This window comes from Serratia sp. CY74737, assembly GCF_052166775.1.
In the GTDB taxonomy this organism is placed as follows: Bacteria; Pseudomonadota; Gammaproteobacteria; order Enterobacterales; family Enterobacteriaceae; genus Serratia; species Serratia ureilytica.
Map to the genome: position 1 here is coordinate 175632 of NZ_JBJNOF010000001.1, position 16483 is coordinate 192114.

Sequence of the window (16483 nt, forward strand, 5' to 3'; positions counted from 1 at the left end):
TAACGTCCATCTTAGTGCGCTATTGGTTAACACAGCGAAAAGTGAAACTTGCGGCGAATAACCCTTTAGTGTGGTGAAAAAAAATTATGACAGATTTGACGACGCACGACGCCTTGCCTGCCTGGCAGACCCGAGATCACCTTGACGACCCGGTGATCGGCGAACTGCGCAACCGTTTTGGGCCGGAAGCCTTTACTGTTCAGGCCACCCGCACCGGCATGCCCGTGGTATGGGTTAAACCTGACCAGTTACTGGAAGTAATGACGTTCCTGAGAAAACAGCTGAAGCCGTATGTCATGCTGTTCGATCTGCATGGCGTGGACGAACGTCTTCGCACCCACCGCGACGGCCTGCCGGCTGCGGATTTCTCCGTTTTCTACCATCTGATTTCCATCGAGCGCAACCGCGACATCATGCTGAAGGTGGCGCTGTCTGAAAAAGACCTGCACGTGCCGACGGCTACCAAGGTGTTCCCAAACGCCAACTGGTATGAGCGCGAAACCTGGGAAATGTTCGGCATCACCTTCGACGGCCACCCGCACCTGTCGCGCATCATGATGCCGCAGACCTGGGAAGGGCACCCGCTGCGCAAGGACTACCCGGCGCGCGCCACCGAATTCGATCCTTTCGTGTTGACCAAGCAGAAAGAAGATCTGGAGATGGAAGCGCTGACCTTCAAACCGGAAGACTGGGGCATGAAGCGCGGCACCGAGAACGAAGACTTCATGTTCCTCAACCTCGGCCCGAACCACCCGTCTGCGCACGGTGCGTTCCGCATCATTCTGCAGCTGGACGGCGAAGAGATCGTCGACTGCGTGCCGGATATCGGTTATCACCACCGCGGCGCCGAGAAGATGGGCGAGCGTCAATCCTGGCACAGCTACATTCCGTATACCGACCGTATCGAGTACCTCGGCGGCTGCGTGAACGAAATGCCTTACGTGCTGGCGGTTGAAAAGCTGGCCGGCATCAAGGTGCCGGAGCGCGTTGACACCATTCGCGTGATGCTATCCGAACTGTTCCGCATCAACAGCCACCTGCTGTACATCTCCACCTTCATTCAGGACGTCGGCGCGATGACCCCGGTGTTCTTCGCCTTTACCGACCGCCAGAAGATCTACGATCTGGTGGAAGCGATCACCGGCTTCCGTATGCACCCGGCCTGGTTCCGCATCGGCGGCGTTGCGCACGATCTGCCGCGCGGCTGGGATCGCCTGCTGCGTGAATTCCTCGACTGGATGCCGAAGCGTCTGGACTCCTACGTGAAAGCGGCGCTGAAGAACAGCATCCTGAAAGGCCGTTCCATCGGCGTCGCGTCTTACAACGCCAAAGAAGCGCTGGAGTGGGGCGTGACCGGTGCCGGCCTGCGCGCCACCGGCGTCGAGTTCGACGTGCGTAAATGGCGTCCGTACTCCGGCTACGAGAACTTCGACTTCGAAGTGCCGGTCGGTGACGGCAACAGCGACTGCTACACCCGCGTGATGCTGAAGGTGGAAGAGCTGCGCCAGAGCCTGCGCATCCTCGAACAGTGCCTGAACAATATGCCGGAAGGCCCGTTCAAGGCCGATCACCCGCTGACCACGCCGCCGCCGAAAGAGCGCACGCTGCAGCACATTGAAACGCTGATCACCCACTTCCTGCAGGTTTCCTGGGGCCCGGTGATGCCAGCCAACGAATCATTCCAGATGATTGAAGCCACCAAAGGGATCAACAGCTACTACCTGACCAGCGACGGCAGCACCATGAGCTACCGCACCCGGGTACGTACGCCGAGCTTTGCGCACCTGCAGCAGATCCCATCGGTCATCCGAGGCAGCCTGGTTTCCGACCTGATCGTCTATCTGGGTAGTATCGATTTTGTAATGTCAGATGTGGACCGCTAACTATGCATGATCAAAAAGACAATCACGCAGTCAATGATGCGCTTGAGCCCATCAACGCAGCCGCTCCTCAGAGCGGCGTTGATGCATTTGTACTGAGCGCGGAAGAACGTGATGCGATCGAGCACGAAAAGCACCATTACGAGGATCCGCGCGCCGCTTCCATCGAAGCACTGAAAATTGTGCAGAAGCAGCGCGGCTGGGTTCCGGACGGTGCGATTTACGCCATCGCGGAAGTGCTGGGCATCCCCGCCAGCGACGTAGAAGGCGTGGCCACGTTCTACAGCCAGATTTTCCGTCAGCCAGTAGGACGTCACGTGATCCGTTATTGTGACAGCGTTGTCTGTCACATCACCGGTTACCAGGGCATTCAGGCCGCTATCGAGAAGAAGCTGAACATCAAACCGGGTCAAACCACCTTTGATGGCCGCTTCACGCTGCTGCCGACCTGCTGTCTGGGCAACTGCGATAAAGGGCCGACCATGATGATTGATGACGACACGCACAGTCAGCTGAAGCCTGAAGATATCGAGACGCTACTGGAGCAGTATCAATGACCAAGCACATTGTACGCACTCCCGAAACGCATCCGCTGACCTGGCGTCTGCGCGATGACAAGCAGCCGCTGTGGCTGGACGAATACCGCAGCAAAAACGGCTATGCCGGCGCAGAGAAGGCCCTCAAAGGCCTGGCCCCGGACGAGATCGTCGGCCTGGTGAAAGATTCCGGGCTGAAGGGCCGCGGCGGCGCGGGCTTCTCCACCGGTTTGAAGTGGAGCCTGATGCCGAAGGACGAATCCATGAACATCCGTTACCTGCTGTGTAACGCCGATGAGATGGAGCCGGGCACCTATAAAGACCGCCTGCTGATGGAGCAGCTGCCGCACCTGCTGGTGGAAGGCATGCTGATCTCCGCGTTCGCGCTGAAAGCCTATCGCGGGTACATCTTCCTGCGCGGCGAGTACATCGAAGCGGCGGCGCACCTGCGTCGCGCCATCGCGGAAGCCACCGAAGCCGGCTATCTGGGCAAGAACATTCTCGGCACCGGGTTTGATTTCGAGCTGATCGTGCACACCGGCGCCGGCCGTTACATCTGCGGCGAAGAAACCGCGCTGATCAACTCGCTGGAAGGCCGCCGCGCCAACCCGCGTTCCAAGCCGCCATTCCCGGCCAGCGCCGGCGTCTGGGGCAAGCCGACCTGCGTCAATAACGTCGAAACGCTGTGCAACGTGCCGGCCATTTTGGCGAACGGCGTGGAGTGGTACACCGGCATCTCCGGCAGTGAAGACAAAGGCACCAAGCTGATGGGCTTCTCCGGCCGGGTGAAAAATCCGGGCGTCTGGGAGCTGCCGTTCGGCACCACCGCGCGCGAGATCCTGGAAGACTACGCCGGCGGCATGCGCGACGGTCTGCGTTTCAAAGCCTGGCAGCCGGGCGGCGCGGGCACCGACTTCCTGACCGCCGATCACCTCGATCTGCCGATGGAATACGGCGCGATCGGCAAAGCCGGCAGCCGTCTCGGCACCGCGTTGGCGATGGCGGTAGACCACGAGATCGGCATGGTGCCGCTGGTGCGCAACCTGGAAGAGTTCTTTGCCCGTGAGTCCTGCGGCTGGTGTACGCCATGCCGCGACGGCCTGCCGTGGAGCGTGAAGATCCTGCGTGCGTTGGAAAACGGCGAAGGGCAGCCGGGGGATATCGAAACCCTCGAACAGCTGTGCCGTTCCCTCGGCCCGGGCAAAACCTTCTGCGCCCACGCGCCAGGTGCCGTAGAGCCACTGCAAAGCGCGATTAAATATTTCCGTGAAGAGTTCGAGGCGGGTATCGCCGTGCAGCACTTCGGCAACGCGCATGCGATTGGCGGCATTCAGCCGAACAATCTGCTGAAGCAACGCTGGTAAGCCGACTCGCCCGAACACGGCCAGAATTTTTGATTAACGCCTGCCGCAAGGCAGGCCACTTGGAAGCATGCTGACTATGGCTACGATTCATGTAGACGGCAAAGAGTATGAGGTAGACGGGGCGGACAACCTGCTGCAGGCTTGTCTCTCCCTCGGCCTTGATATTCCTTACTTTTGCTGGCATCCGGCGCTGGGAAGCGTCGGCGCTTGCCGCCAATGTGCGGTAAAGCAATACCAAAACGCGGAAGATACGCGCGGCCGTTTGGTGATGTCCTGTATGACCCCGGCATCCGATGGCACCTTCATCTCTATCGATGACGGCGAAGCGAAGCAGTTCCGTGAAAGCGTGGTTGAGTGGTTGATGACCAACCACCCGCACGATTGCCCGGTGTGTGAGGAAGGCGGTAACTGTCACCTGCAGGATATGACGGTAATGACCGGCCACAGCTTCCGTCGCTACCGTTTCACCAAGCGCACCCATAACAACCAGGAGCTGGGGCCGTTTATCTCGCACGAGATGAACCGCTGCATCGCCTGCTATCGCTGCGTGCGTTACTACAAAGACTATGCGGACGGCACCGACTTCGGCGTGTACGGTGCGCACGACAACGTCTACTTCGGTCGCCCGGAAAGCGGCACGCTGGAAAGCGAGTTCTCCGGTAACCTGGTGGAAGTGTGCCCGACCGGCGTCTTCACCGACAAAACGCACTCCGAACGCTACAACCGTAAATGGGACATGCAGTTCGCGCCGAGCATTTGCCAGCAGTGCAGCATCGGCTGTAACACCAGCCCGGGCGAGCGCTATGGCGAGCTGCGCCGTATCGAAAACCGTTACAACGGCAGCGTGAACCACTACTTCCTGTGCGACCGCGGCCGTTTCGGTTACGGCTACGTCAACCAGAAAGATCGTCCGCGTCAACCGCAGCAGCTGCGCGGCGACGACTGGATCACCCTGAACGCCGAGCAGGCGATGCAGGGCGCGGCGGACATCCTGCGTCAGGCGAAGAAAACCATCGGCATCGGCTCCCCGCGCGCCAGCCTGGAAAGCAACTTCGCGCTGCGCGAGCTGGTCGGCGCCGAGAACTACTACACCGGTATCGCTCAGGCGGAGCAATCACGCCTGGCGCTGATGCTGAACGTGCTGAAGAACGGCGGCGTGCATACGCCGGCGCTGCGTGAGATCGAAGATTACGACGCGGTGCTGGTGCTGGGCGAAGACCTGACGCAAACCGGCGCGCGCATCGCGCTGTCCGTGCGTCAGGCCGTCAAGGGTAAAGCCCGCGCGATGGCGGCGGCGCAGCGCGTTGCCGACTGGCAGATCGCGGCGGTGCAGAACATCGGCCAGCACGCCAAGTACCCGCTGTTTACCACCAACGTCGACAACACCCGCCTGGACGACATCGCCGCCTGGAACTACCGCGCGCCGGTTGACGAGCAGGCGCGCTTCGGCTTCGCCATCGCGCACGCGCTGGATAGCGCGGCGCCGACGGTGAACGATCTGGCCGAAGGCCTGAACAAGAAAGTCGACATCATCGTGCAGGCGCTGACCGGCGCACGCAAACCGCTGATCATTACCGGCAGCAACGCCGGCAGCGAAGCCATCATCGAAGCGGCGGCCAACATCGCCAAAGCGTTGAAAGGCCGCGGTTCCGACGTCGGCATCACCTTCGTGGCGGGCGCCGCCAATAGCATGGGCCTGGCGATGATCGGCGGCGGTTCGCTCGATCAGGCGCTGGAACAGCTGGCGAGCGGCGCAGCCGACACCGCCATCGTGATGGAAAACGATCTCTATCGCCATGCGCCAGCGGCGCAGGTGGACGCGGCGTTGGCCAAGGTCAATAACCTGATCGTCGCCGATCACCAGCGCACCGCGATCATGGACAAAGCCAACCTGATCCTCTCCTCGGCCAGCTTTGCCGAGAGCGACGGTACGCTGATCAACCAGGAAGGCCGCGCGCAGCGCTTCTTCCAGGTATACGATCCGGCTTACTACGACGACGCCAAGAAGAATCAGTTCACCGTGATGCTGGAAAGCTGGCGCTGGATGCACTCGCTGCACTCCACCTACACCAGCCGCCATGTGGACTGGACTCAGCTCGATGACGTGATCGCCGCTTGCGTCGCCGCGTTGCCGCAGCTGCAGGGCATCGTCGATGCCGCGCCGGACGCGACTTTCCGCATTCGCGGTCAGAAGCTGGCGCGTTCGCCGCACCGTTCCAGCGGCCGTACCGCCATGCGCGCCAACATCAGCGTGCACGAGCCGCGTCAGCCGCAGGATAAAGACACCATGTTCGCCTTCTCGATGGAAGGGAACAACAGCCCGCTGGCCGATCGTCAGCAGATCCCGTTCGCCTGGGCGCCAGGCTGGAACTCACCGCAGGCATGGAACAAGTTCCAGGCCGAAGTGGGCGGCAAATTGCGCCACGGCGATCCGGGCGTGCGCCTGATCGAAGCGGGGGAGGGCAGCCTCGGTTACTTCGACCGCGTGCCAGCCGCCTTCAATCCGAACGACGGCTGGCGTGTCGCGCCTTACTACCACCTGTTCGGCAGCGATGAAATGTCGCAGCGCTCTCACGTGATCCAGCAGCGCATGCCGGAAGCCTACGTGATGGTCAACCCGGCCGACGCGGCGACGCTTGGCGTCAACGCGGGCAGCCTGGTGGAGTTCAGCTGTGCGGGCCAGACCTTGCGTCTGCCGGTGCGTCTGAGTGAAACCCTGACCCAGGGCCAGGTTGGTTTGCCGCTCGGCTTGCCAGGGATCCCGCCGATCTTGGTGGGTGCTAAGGTAGACAATCTGCGGGAGGCGGCACGATGAGCTGGTTTACCCCTGAGGTGATCGACATTCTGATCGCCGTTCTTAAAGCGGTCGTGATCCTGTTGGTGGTCGTGGCGTGCGGGGCGTTCATGAGCTTCGGCGAACGCCGCCTGCTCGGCCTGTTCCAGAACCGTTACGGACCGAACCGCGTAGGCTGGGGCGGCTCGCTGCAGCTGGTCGCCGACATGATCAAAATGTTCTTCAAGGAAGACTGGGTGCCGAGATTCTCCGACCGGGTGATCTTCACCCTGGCGCCGATGATCGCCTTTACTTCCCTGTTGCTGGCATTTGCCATCGTACCGGTCAGCCCGACCTGGGCGGTGTCCGATCTCAACATCGGTATTCTGTTCTTCCTGATGATGGCCGGCCTGGCGGTGTACGCCGTGCTGTTCGCCGGCTGGTCGAGCAACAACAAATACTCGCTGTTGGGCGCGATGCGTGCCTCCGCGCAAACCCTGAGCTACGAAGTGTTCATTGGCCTGTCGCTGATGGGCGTGGTGATGCAGGCGGGTTCGTTCAACATGCAGGCTATCGTTGAATCGCAGGCGCACGTCTGGAACGTCATTCCGCAGTTCTTCGGCTTCGTGACCTTCGCGATCGCCGGCGTGGCGGTGTGTCACCGTCACCCGTTTGACCAGCCGGAAGCCGAACAGGAACTGGCTGACGGTTACCACATCGAATATTCCGGCATGAAGTTCGGTCTGTTCTTCGTGGGGGAATACATCGGTATCGTCACCGTGTCCGCCCTGATTGTGACGTTGTTCTTCGGCGGCTGGCAGGGTCCGTTCCTGCCGCCATTCATCTGGTTCGCGTTGAAAACGGCCTTCTTCATGATGATGTTCATCCTGATCCGCGCCGCGCTGCCGCGTCCGCGTTATGACCAGGTGATGTCTTTCGGCTGGAAAGTGTGCCTGCCGCTGACGCTGCTGAACCTGCTGGCAACCGCCGCGGTCATTTTGTACAACGCTCAATAAGGGGTGAATAAACCATGACATTGAAAGAGTTAGTGGTTGGTTTCGGCACCCAGGTGCGCAGCATTTGGATGATTGGCATGCATGCCTTCGCCAAGCGTGAAACCCAGATGTACCCGGAAGAACCGGTTTACCTGCCGCCGCGCTACCGCGGCCGCATCGTGCTGACGCGCGATCCGGACGGCGAAGAGCGCTGCGTCGCCTGTAACCTGTGTGCGGTTGCCTGCCCGGTCGGCTGTATCTCGCTGCAAAAAGCGGAACAGAAAGACGGCCGTTGGTATCCGGAGTTCTTCCGCATCAACTTCTCGCGCTGCATCTTCTGTGGCCTGTGCGAAGAGGCTTGCCCGACTACCGCTATCCAGCTGACGCCGGATTTCGAACTGGGTGAGTACAAGCGTCAGGATCTGGTGTACGAAAAAGAAGATCTGTTGATCTCGGGGCCGGGTAAATATCCGGAATATAACTTCTACCGGATGGCCGGTATGGCGATTGACGGCAAAGCCAAAGGCGAAGCCGAAAACGAAGCCAAACCGATCGACGTCAAAGGTCTGTTGCCCTAAGGAGCCAGCAAGCATGGAAATTGCATTTTATCTGGCAGGTTTGATTGCGGTGGCCGCGACGATTCGCGTGATCACCCATACCAACCCTGTGCATGCGCTGCTGTATCTGATCGTCTCGTTATTGGCGATCTCGGCAGTCTTCTTCTCTCTCGGCGCCTACTTTGCCGCCGCGTTGGAAATCATCGTTTATGCGGGCGCCATCATGGTGCTGTTCGTGTTCGTGGTGATGATGCTGAACCTCGGCAACGTGCAGCAGCAAGAGCGCGACTGGATGAAGCCGACGGTGTGGATCGGGCCTGGCCTGCTGTCGCTGGCGCTGCTGGTGGTATTGATCGTCGCGATCCGCAGCGTATCCGATCAGGGTATCAGCGGTGAGATGGTCGACGCGAAGGCGGTGGGCATCAGCCTGTTCGGGCCTTACGTACTGGCGGTTGAGCTGGCTTCAATGCTGCTATTGGCGGGTCTGGTTGTCGCCTTCCATATCGGCCGCGAGCACAAGCCTGGCGAGGTGCTGAGCAACGCGCCGGCGAGTGGCGAAATGGCGAGAAGAAAATCGGAGGAGCAAGCATGATCCCTCTTCAACATGGCCTGATCCTGGCGGCTATCCTGTTTGTGCTCGGGCTGACCGGGTTGCTGGTGCGCCGCAACCTGCTGTTTATGCTGATCAGCCTGGAAGTGATGATCAACGCTGCGGCGTTGGCGTTTATCGTGGCGGGAAGCTACTGGGGCCAGGCGGACGGACAGGTGATGTACATCCTGGCGATCAGCCTGGCGGCAGCCGAGGCCAGTATCGGCCTGGCGCTGCTGCTGCAGCTCTACCGTCGTCGTCATACCCTGAATATTGATACTGTCAGTGAGATGCGCGGATGAACCTATTATATTTAACAATTCTGCTACCGCTGATCGGGTTCCTGCTGTTGGCATTTTCCCGCGGTCGTTGGTCTGAAAACACGGCGGCCACCGTCGGCGTGGGTTCTATCGGCCTGGCTGCGCTGGTCACCGTCTATGTGGCGATGGATTTCTTCGCCCAGAAAGCCGCCGGCGTGCAGCTGTTCGAGCAAAGCCTGTGGACCTGGATGGCCGTCGGCAACTTCAATATCGGCGTGACCCTGGTGCTGGACGGCCTGTCGCTGACCATGCTGTCGGTGGTCACCGGCGTCGGCTTCTTCATCCACATGTTCGCTTCCTGGTACATGCGCGGTGAAGAGGGCTATTCGCGCTTCTTCGCTTACACCAACCTGTTTATCGCCAGCATGGTGGTATTGGTGCTGGCGGACAACCTGCTGTTGATGTACCTGGGTTGGGAAGGCGTGGGCCTGTGCAGCTACCTGTTGATCGGTTTCTACTACAAAGATCCGGCCAACGGCGCGGCGGCGATGAAAGCCTTTATCGTGACCCGCGTGGGCGACGTGTTCCTGGCGTTCGCGCTGTTCATCCTCTACAACGAGCTGGGCACGCTGAACATCCGCGAGCTGATGATCCTGGCGCCGCAGAAACTGGCGGTGGGCGACACGGCCATCACCTGGGCGACCCTGATGCTGCTGGGCGGCGCGGTCGGCAAATCGGCGCAGCTGCCGTTGCAAACCTGGTTGGCGGACGCGATGGCGGGCCCAACCCCGGTTTCCGCACTGATCCACGCGGCGACCATGGTGACCGCGGGCGTCTATCTGATCGCCCGCACGCACGGCCTGTTCCTGATGGCGCCGGAAGTGCTGCACCTGGTGGGCATCGTCGGTGCGGTCACTCTGCTGCTGGCCGGCTTCGCCGCGCTGGTGCAGACCGACATCAAGCGCGTGCTCGCTTACTCCACCATGAGCCAGATCGGTTACATGTTCCTGGCGCTGGGCGTGCAGGCATGGGACGCGGCGATCTTCCACCTGATGACCCACGCGTTCTTCAAGGCGCTGCTGTTCCTGTCATCCGGTTCGGTGATCCTGGCTTGCCACCACGAGCAAAACATCTTCAAGATGGGCGGTCTGCGCAAGAGCATCCCGCTGGTGTACGTCTGCTTCCTGGTGGGCGGCGCGGCGCTGTCTGCGTTGCCGCTGGTCACGGCCGGCTTCTTCAGTAAGGACGAGATCCTGGCGGGCGCGATGGCCAACGGCCACATCAACCTGATGGTTGCCGGCCTGGTCGGTGCGTTCATGACCTCGCTGTACACCTTCCGTATGATTTTCATCGTGTTCCATGGCGAAGAGAAAATCAAAGCGCATGCCGGTAAAGGCATCACTCACCACTTGCCACTGCTGGTTCTGCTGGTGCTGTCCACCTTCGTCGGCGCGATGATCGTGCCGCCGTTGCAGGGCGTGCTGCCGGAGACCACCGAGCTGGCGCACGGCAGCGTGCTGCGGCTTGAAATCACCTCCGGCGTGGTGGCTATCGTCGGCATTCTGCTGGCGGCCGCGCTGTGGCTGGGCAAACGCAGCCTGGTCAACAGCATCGCCAACAGCGCGCCGGGTCGTTTCTTCTCGACCTGGTGGTTCCATGCCTGGGGCTTCGACTGGCTGTATGACAAAGTGTTCGTCAAGCCGTACCTGGGCATTGCGAAGCTGCTGCAACGCGATCCGCTGAACTCGCTGATGAACCTGCCGGCCGTCTTCTCCCGCTGGGGGAACCGCGGTCTGACGGTGAGCGAGAACGGTCAGGTGCGTTGGTATATAGCGTCTATGGGTGTGGGTGCAGTGGTCGTATTGGCTCTGTTGATTTTGGTTTAATTGAATAATTTAAACAGACGCATTTTTCGGGCGTAGCGCCGGGCAGGCGCTACGTACAAAGTTTGAAATTATTCGTATAAGGGACACAAAACGCCATGCTATTACCTTGGCTAATTCTTATCCCCTTTATCGGCGGTCTGCTGTGCTGGCAGCTTGAGCGCTTCGGTACTAAGGTGCCGCGCTGGATAGCGCTGATCGCAATGGGGCTGACGTTGGCGCTCTCTCTGCAGCTGTGGATGCAGGGCGGCTATACATTGACCACGCCGAAAGGCATTCCGCAGTGGCAGAGCGAATTCCTGCTGCCGTGGATCCCGCGCTTCGGCATCTCCATCCACCTGGCGCTGGACGGTCTGTCGCTGCTGATGGTGGTGTTGACCGGTCTGCTGGGCGTGCTGGCGATCCTCTGTTCCTGGCGTGAAATCCAGAAGTATCAGGGCTTCTTCCACCTCAACCTGCTGTGGATCCTGGGCGGCGTTATCGGCGTGTTCCTCGCCATCGACATGTTCCTGTTCTTCTTCTTCTGGGAAATGATGTTGGTGCCGATGTACTTCCTGATCGCGCTGTGGGGTCACAAGGCGTCGGACGGTAAAACCCGCATCACCGCGGCGACCAAGTTCTTCATCTACACCCAGGCCAGCGGTCTGGTGATGCTGATTGCGATCCTGGGCCTGGTGTTCGTGCACTATAACGCCACCGGCGTGTGGACCTTCGATTACGAAGACCTGCTGCAAACGCCGATGTCCCATAACGTGCAATATATGCTGATGCTGGGCTTCTTCATCGCCTTCGCGGTGAAAATGCCGGTGGTGCCGCTGCACGGCTGGTTGCCGGATGCGCACAGCCAGGCGCCAACCGCAGGTTCCGTCGACCTCGCGGGCATCTTGCTGAAAACCGCGGCCTACGGCCTGCTGCGTTTCAGCCTGCCGCTGTTCCCTGAGGCTTCGCACGAGTTCGCGCCAATCGCCATGTGGCTGGGCGTGATCGGCATCTTCTACGGCGCCTGGATGGCGTTCGCGCAGACCGACATTAAGCGCCTTATTGCTTACACCTCGGTATCGCACATGGGCTTCGTGCTGATCGCCATCTACACCGGCAGCCAGCTGGCTTACCAGGGCGCGGTTATCCAGATGATCGCGCACGGCCTGTCCGCCGCCGGCATGTTTATCATCTGCGGCCAGCTGTATGAGCGTCTGCATACGCGCGACATGCGCCAGATGGGCGGCCTGTGGGGGCGCATCAAGTTCATCCCTGCGCTGTCGCTGTTCTTCGCCGTGGCTACGCTGGGGATGCCGGGTACCGGTAACTTCGTCGGCGAATTCATGATTCTGTTCGGCAGCTACCAGGTGGTGCCGGTGATCACCGTGATCTCCACCTTCGGTCTGGTGTTCGCTTCGGTTTACTCGCTGATCATGATGCAGCGCGCTTACTACGGTGCGCCTAAATCCGACCAGCCGCTGCAGGGCATGACCGCGCGCGAACTGTTCATCATTCTGCTGCTGGTGGTGTTGCTGGTTCTGCTGGGGGTTTACCCGCAGCCGATTCTGGATACTTCCAACGCGGCGATGAGCAACGTGCAACACTGGTTTGGTTCGTCAGTTTCAGCAATTTCAACAACAAGGCCGTAATTCGCCATGACAATAACTCCTCAACAACTGATCGCACTGCTGCCGCTGTTGATCGTCGGATTGACGGTGGTGGTTGTGATGCTAGGCATTGCGTGGCGACGCGACCACTTTATCAACGCCACCCTGACCGTGATCGGTCTCAACCTGGCGCTGCTTTCGCTGTACTTTGTCGGCCAGGCAGGCCCAATGGACGTCACCCCGCTGCTGCGGGTTGACGGCTACTCGATGTTCTACACTGGGCTGGTGCTGCTGGCGAGTCTGGCGACCTGCACCTTCGCGTATCCGTGGCTGGTCGGCTATCCGGATAACCGCGAAGAGTTCTACCTGCTGGTGCTGATCGCCGCCATGGGCGGCATCCTGCTGGCGAGCGCCAACCATCTGGCTTCGCTGTTCATCGGTATCGAGCTGATCTCGCTGCCGCTGTTCGGCCTGGTGGGCTATGCCTACCGCCAGAAGCGCCCGCTGGAAGCCGCCATCAAGTACATGCTGCTGTCCGCCGCCGCGTCGTCGTTCCTGCTGTTCGGTATGGCGCTGCTGTACGCCGAATCCGGCGATCTGTCGCTGGCCGGCCTCGGCAAGAGCCTGCAGGAAAACATGATGCACCAGCCGCTGATTCTGGCCGGCATGGGCATGATGATCGTCGGTCTGGGCTTCAAGCTGTCGCTGGTGCCGTTCCAACTGTGGACGCCGGACGTTTATCAGGGCGCGCCTGCGCCGGTCTCGACCTTCCTGGCGACCGCCAGCAAGATCGCGATCTTTGCGGTCGTGATGCGTCTGTTCCTGTATGCCCCGGCCGCCGACAACGAAGCGCTGCGCATGGTATTGTCGATCATCGCGTTCTGCTCCATCTTGTTCGGTAACCTGATGGCCATCAGCCAGACCAACATCAAGCGTCTGCTGGGCTACTCGTCGATCGCTCATCTGGGCTACCTGCTGGTGGCGCTGATTGCGGTGCAAACCCATCAGCTGTCGCTGGAAACCGCCGGCGTTTATCTGGCCGGTTACCTGTTCAGCAGCCTGGGCGCCTTCGGCGTGGTCAGCCTGATGTCCAGCCCATACCGCGGCCCGGATGCGGATTCGCTGTTCTCTTACCGTGGTCTGTTCTGGCACAAGCCAATCTTGTCCGCGGTAATGACGGTGATGATGCTGTCGCTGGCCGGTATCCCGATGACGCTGGGCTTTATCGGTAAGTTCTTCGTGATCGCGATGGGCGTCAGCGCGCACCTGTGGTGGCTGACCGGCGCAGTCGTGGTAGGCAGCGCCATCGGCCTGTACTACTACCTGCGCGTGACCGTCAGTCTGTTCCTCAGCGCGCCGGAATCGCTGCAGCGCGACACCCCGAACAACTGGGCGTTGACCGCCGGTGGCGTCGTGGTGCTGATCTCAGCCGCGCTGGTGCTGCTGTTGGGGGTTTATCCTCAGCCGCTGATTTCGCTGGTGCAGATGGCGCAGCCGACGTTCTGATAACGCTTCAGACGGTAAAAAGGTCGCTTCGGCGGCCTTTTTTTATGGAGAAACGGCACTCAGTCGTAATGGGCGCTAAACGACGTTTCCAGCGCCTGCACCACCGCGCGCACGCGAGCGGCGCGTTGCAAATCGGGGTGCAGCACCAGCCAGATATCCACCCAGTCTTTGCTCTCGGGAAAGAGGCGCACCAGTTCCGGGTCGTGGTCGGCCAGGCACGACAAGAGCAGCCCGATGCCCAGCCCGCTGCGGGTGGCCGAACGTAACAACAGCTGCGAATTGCATTGCAGCACGGCGTTGGGCTCGAACAGGGTCTCGCCGCCGAAATTGCTCCAGTGGCGCGGCACCAGTTCGCGCGGGAACATCAGCAGATCGTGGCCGCGCAGCTGCTCGCCTTTGACCGGCATGCCGCGTTGCGCCAGATAGTGCGGGCTGGCGTACAGGCCCATTTCGATAGTGGCTAAGCGTTTGATGATCAGCTCATCGTCATCGGGGCGCGCGCCGCGGATCGCCAGATCCGCGCTGTGGTAAGCGATATCGGTGATGTTCAGCGCCGTCAACAGCGTGACGGTGATGGCCGGATAGCGTTGCCGCAGATCTTGCAGCGCCGGTATCACGAAGGCTTCGGCCAGGGTATCGGTGGTGGCGATGCGCACGTTGCCGCACAGACTTTCGTCGCCGCCGGCGGCTTTGCGAGCGATCGCCTGCACGGCATTTTCCATCTTCATCATGTCCGCCAGCATGGATTCGCCCAGCGGGCTGAGGGAGAAGGATTTTGGCGTGCGGATAAACAATTTCGAACCCAGCGAGTTTTCCAGGGCGGTGAGACGTCGGCCGACTGTCGCCTGATCAACCTGCAGCTGGTTGGCGGCTTTACGTAACGTGCCGCAGCGCGCGACGGCCAGAAAGAAGCGCGCGTCATCCCAATTCATCATGCCATTTCCTCTCTGCAGATTTGTCGGCGCCAGGGGAGCAGTGCGGGCCGGGCGAACGATAACGGTATCTATCATAAAGCGTTGTTCCGCCTGGAGGGAGAGAAAGACGGTCAACGGCACGCACATCGGCGGTTATTTCTCCGGTGATGCAAGAATGCATCAGGGTGATTCATTCTTGACGATACTTCGCCCGTCGCCGTAACGCTATGATAAGCGCCGTTCCCGGTAGGCCGGGTGAGGAAAGACGACGATGGCAGGCCGCCGCCTGCCGACTTTGGGAGTGGAAGCATGTCAGAAAATACCGCCATCCAGGACGCGGCGCCAGCAAACGCACAGGCGTCGCGCACGGCCATTTTACTGTTCCTGGCGCTGGCTTTGATGTCGGCATTGCTGAACAGCAGCGCGCCGACGCCGCTTTATCCGCTGTATCAGCAGCAGCTTGCGCTAAGCTCGGTCAGTCTGACCGTCATCTACGGCGCCTATGCCGCCGGCGTGCTGATCTCTTTGTTCGGCGTCGGCAATCTGGCCGGCAAAGTAAAGGATTTACGCAGCATGATCGTGCCGGCGTTGCTGGTGGTGTTGAGCGGCGCGCTGCTGTTCGCGCTGGCTGATACCTTTGCCATGATGCTGATGGCGCGGCTGCTGGCCGGGGTAGGCACCGGGGCGCTGACCGGCGCGGCGAACATCGCGTTGGTGCGGTTTGGGCCGCGCGACGGCGGTAAAAGCGCGGCGTTAATCGCAACGCTGTCATTCACCACCGGATTAGCGCTGGGGCCGATCTTCAGCGGCATCGCTTTGCAGACCGGTTTTCATCCTACGACGCTGCCGTTCGTTTTCATCATGGCCATTGCCGCCATGGCGGCGTTGGGCGTCATGCTGCTGTGGCCGCGTGGCCAGGTTGCGTCGCCGGCCCGCGCAGCGCCGGCCGAACAGGAAAAAAGCACGCTGCTCGATGGCCTGCGCGCTACCGGCGGTAAATTCTTTGTGTGCGCCGGAGCGCTGTTTGTCTGTTGGGCGCTGGCCGCCAGTATTTTGGCAATCGGTCCCGGTGTGGCGGAAACGCTGTTAGGCATGCACCAGCGTGGCGTCTTTGGCTATGCGATTGCGGTGTATCTGCTGATCGCCGGCATCAGCCAGATCCTGAGCCGCCGCGTTAACGCCCGCCATTCGCTGTTGTTCGGTTGCCTGGCGCAGGTGCTGGCGGCAGTGGTGTTCGCCATGGCGATCCAGTGTCATTCTGTGGGGCTGGCGGCGGTGGGGCTGGTGGTGGCCGGCTATGCTTACGGCGCCATTTTCGTCGGCAGCGCGACCCTGGTGAACTTGATTTCGCCGCCGACCAGCCATGCGCGTTTGCTTTCTCTGTTTTACGTTATCGCTTATATCGCCAACTGGGTGCCGATCTTGCTGGGCGTGGTGGTCGATCGCGTCGATCTGCAGCAGGCGACCCATTTGCTGTTCTTGAGCAGCAGCGCAGTGTGCCTGTTGCTGGCATGGAAAACGTCCCGGGTGGGGTTCCCTTGCTAATTATTTTGTGATGAATATCTATTTTTTATAATTAATGATTCTTTAATTACATTTATGGTGTGATTTGTATCGCATAAATTGGCCTGTTTTCGGGT

The 16483-nt window shown here is 60.5% G+C and carries 13 protein-coding genes; 12 read left to right on the top strand and 1 reads right to left on the bottom strand.

Annotated features, from left to right (window positions below):
• Positions 1-86: 86 nt before the first annotated feature.
• From nuoC to nuoN, 11 genes are all read left to right on the top strand, one after another.
• Entirely contained in the window at positions 87-1883 is a 1797-nt protein-coding gene (gene nuoC / locus ACJ8PE_RS00905) for an NADH-quinone oxidoreductase subunit C/D (protein ID WP_197792597.1), read from the top strand.
• Positions 1884-1885: 2 nt separating this feature from the next.
• The gene (nuoE, locus tag ACJ8PE_RS00910) at positions 1886-2437 is read left to right on the top strand and encodes an NADH-quinone oxidoreductase subunit NuoE (protein ID WP_015378580.1); all 552 of its coding nucleotides are present in this window, start codon (positions 1886-1888) and stop codon (positions 2435-2437) included.
• Positions 2434-3780: an NADH-quinone oxidoreductase subunit NuoF gene (nuoF, locus tag ACJ8PE_RS00915; RefSeq protein WP_015378579.1), complete on the top strand. Its 1347-nt coding sequence runs from the start codon at positions 2434-2436 to the stop codon at positions 3778-3780. Before nuoE ends, nuoF begins: the two co-directional genes overlap by 4 nt.
• 76 nt (positions 3781-3856) lie before the next feature.
• Positions 3857-6595: an NADH-quinone oxidoreductase subunit NuoG gene (gene nuoG, locus ACJ8PE_RS00920; protein ID WP_197792598.1), complete on the top strand. Its 2739-nt coding sequence runs from the start codon at positions 3857-3859 to the stop codon at positions 6593-6595.
• The gene (gene nuoH / locus ACJ8PE_RS00925) at positions 6592-7569 is read left to right on the top strand and encodes an NADH-quinone oxidoreductase subunit NuoH (RefSeq protein WP_033643858.1); all 978 of its coding nucleotides are present in this window, start codon (positions 6592-6594) and stop codon (positions 7567-7569) included. The genes nuoG and nuoH overlap by 4 nt, the downstream gene beginning before the upstream one ends.
• A 14-nt stretch (positions 7570-7583) precedes the next feature.
• The gene (gene nuoI / locus ACJ8PE_RS00930) at positions 7584-8126 is read left to right on the top strand and encodes an NADH-quinone oxidoreductase subunit NuoI (protein WP_025160170.1); all 543 of its coding nucleotides are present in this window, start codon (positions 7584-7586) and stop codon (positions 8124-8126) included.
• Positions 8127-8139: 13 nt separating this feature from the next.
• On the top strand, positions 8140-8697 hold the full coding sequence (nuoJ, locus tag ACJ8PE_RS00935) for an NADH-quinone oxidoreductase subunit J (protein ID WP_019453717.1): 558 nt from the start codon (positions 8140-8142) through the stop codon (positions 8695-8697).
• Positions 8694-8996 (top strand): NADH-quinone oxidoreductase subunit NuoK, encoded by a 303-nt coding sequence (gene nuoK / locus ACJ8PE_RS00940; RefSeq protein ID WP_004936014.1) that lies wholly within the window; start codon positions 8694-8696, stop codon positions 8994-8996. Before nuoJ ends, nuoK begins: the two co-directional genes overlap by 4 nt.
• Positions 8993-10840, top strand: a complete 1848-nt coding sequence (gene nuoL, locus ACJ8PE_RS00945; RefSeq protein WP_004936005.1) for an NADH-quinone oxidoreductase subunit L — start codon at positions 8993-8995, stop codon at positions 10838-10840. Before nuoK ends, nuoL begins: the two co-directional genes overlap by 4 nt.
• 95 nt (positions 10841-10935) lie before the next feature.
• Positions 10936-12465: an NADH-quinone oxidoreductase subunit M gene (gene nuoM, locus ACJ8PE_RS00950; protein WP_033643857.1), complete on the top strand. Its 1530-nt coding sequence runs from the start codon at positions 10936-10938 to the stop codon at positions 12463-12465.
• 6 nt (positions 12466-12471) lie between these two features.
• Positions 12472-13929 (top strand): NADH-quinone oxidoreductase subunit NuoN, encoded by a 1458-nt coding sequence (gene nuoN / locus ACJ8PE_RS00955; RefSeq protein ID WP_033635324.1) that lies wholly within the window; start codon positions 12472-12474, stop codon positions 13927-13929.
• A gap of 59 nt (positions 13930-13988) precedes the next feature.
• On the opposite strand, the gene ACJ8PE_RS00960 is transcribed toward nuoN, so the two are convergent.
• Positions 13989-14864, bottom strand: a complete 876-nt coding sequence (locus ACJ8PE_RS00960; protein WP_047574272.1) for a LysR family transcriptional regulator — start codon at positions 14862-14864, stop codon at positions 13989-13991.
• Between the two features lie 288 nt (positions 14865-15152).
• Here ACJ8PE_RS00960 and ACJ8PE_RS00965 point away from each other — a divergent pair, with 288 nt between their 5' ends.
• Complete coding sequence (locus tag ACJ8PE_RS00965) at positions 15153-16388, top strand: MFS transporter (protein WP_197760944.1); 1236 nt, start codon at positions 15153-15155, stop codon at positions 16386-16388.
• Positions 16389-16483: the final 95 nt, after the last annotated feature.

Coding starts and splice junctions, on each gene's coding strand:
- nuoC (WP_197792597.1), top strand. CDS start 87: ATGACAGATTTGACGACGCACGACGCCTTGCCTGCCTGGCAGACCCGA.
- nuoE (WP_015378580.1), top strand. CDS start 1,886: ATGCATGATCAAAAAGACAATCACGCAGTCAATGATGCGCTTGAGCCC.
- nuoF (WP_015378579.1), top strand. CDS start 2,434: ATGACCAAGCACATTGTACGCACTCCCGAAACGCATCCGCTGACCTGG.
- nuoG (WP_197792598.1), top strand. CDS start 3,857: ATGGCTACGATTCATGTAGACGGCAAAGAGTATGAGGTAGACGGGGCG.
- nuoH (WP_033643858.1), top strand. CDS start 6,592: ATGAGCTGGTTTACCCCTGAGGTGATCGACATTCTGATCGCCGTTCTT.
- nuoI (WP_025160170.1), top strand. CDS start 7,584: ATGACATTGAAAGAGTTAGTGGTTGGTTTCGGCACCCAGGTGCGCAGC.
- nuoJ (WP_019453717.1), top strand. CDS start 8,140: ATGGAAATTGCATTTTATCTGGCAGGTTTGATTGCGGTGGCCGCGACG.
- nuoK (WP_004936014.1), top strand. CDS start 8,694: ATGATCCCTCTTCAACATGGCCTGATCCTGGCGGCTATCCTGTTTGTG.
- nuoL (WP_004936005.1), top strand. CDS start 8,993: ATGAACCTATTATATTTAACAATTCTGCTACCGCTGATCGGGTTCCTG.
- nuoM (WP_033643857.1), top strand. CDS start 10,936: ATGCTATTACCTTGGCTAATTCTTATCCCCTTTATCGGCGGTCTGCTG.
- nuoN (WP_033635324.1), top strand. CDS start 12,472: ATGACAATAACTCCTCAACAACTGATCGCACTGCTGCCGCTGTTGATC.
- ACJ8PE_RS00960 (WP_047574272.1), bottom strand. CDS start 14,864: ATGATGAATTGGGATGACGCGCGCTTCTTTCTGGCCGTCGCGCGCTGC.
- ACJ8PE_RS00965 (WP_197760944.1), top strand. CDS start 15,153: ATGTCAGAAAATACCGCCATCCAGGACGCGGCGCCAGCAAACGCACAG.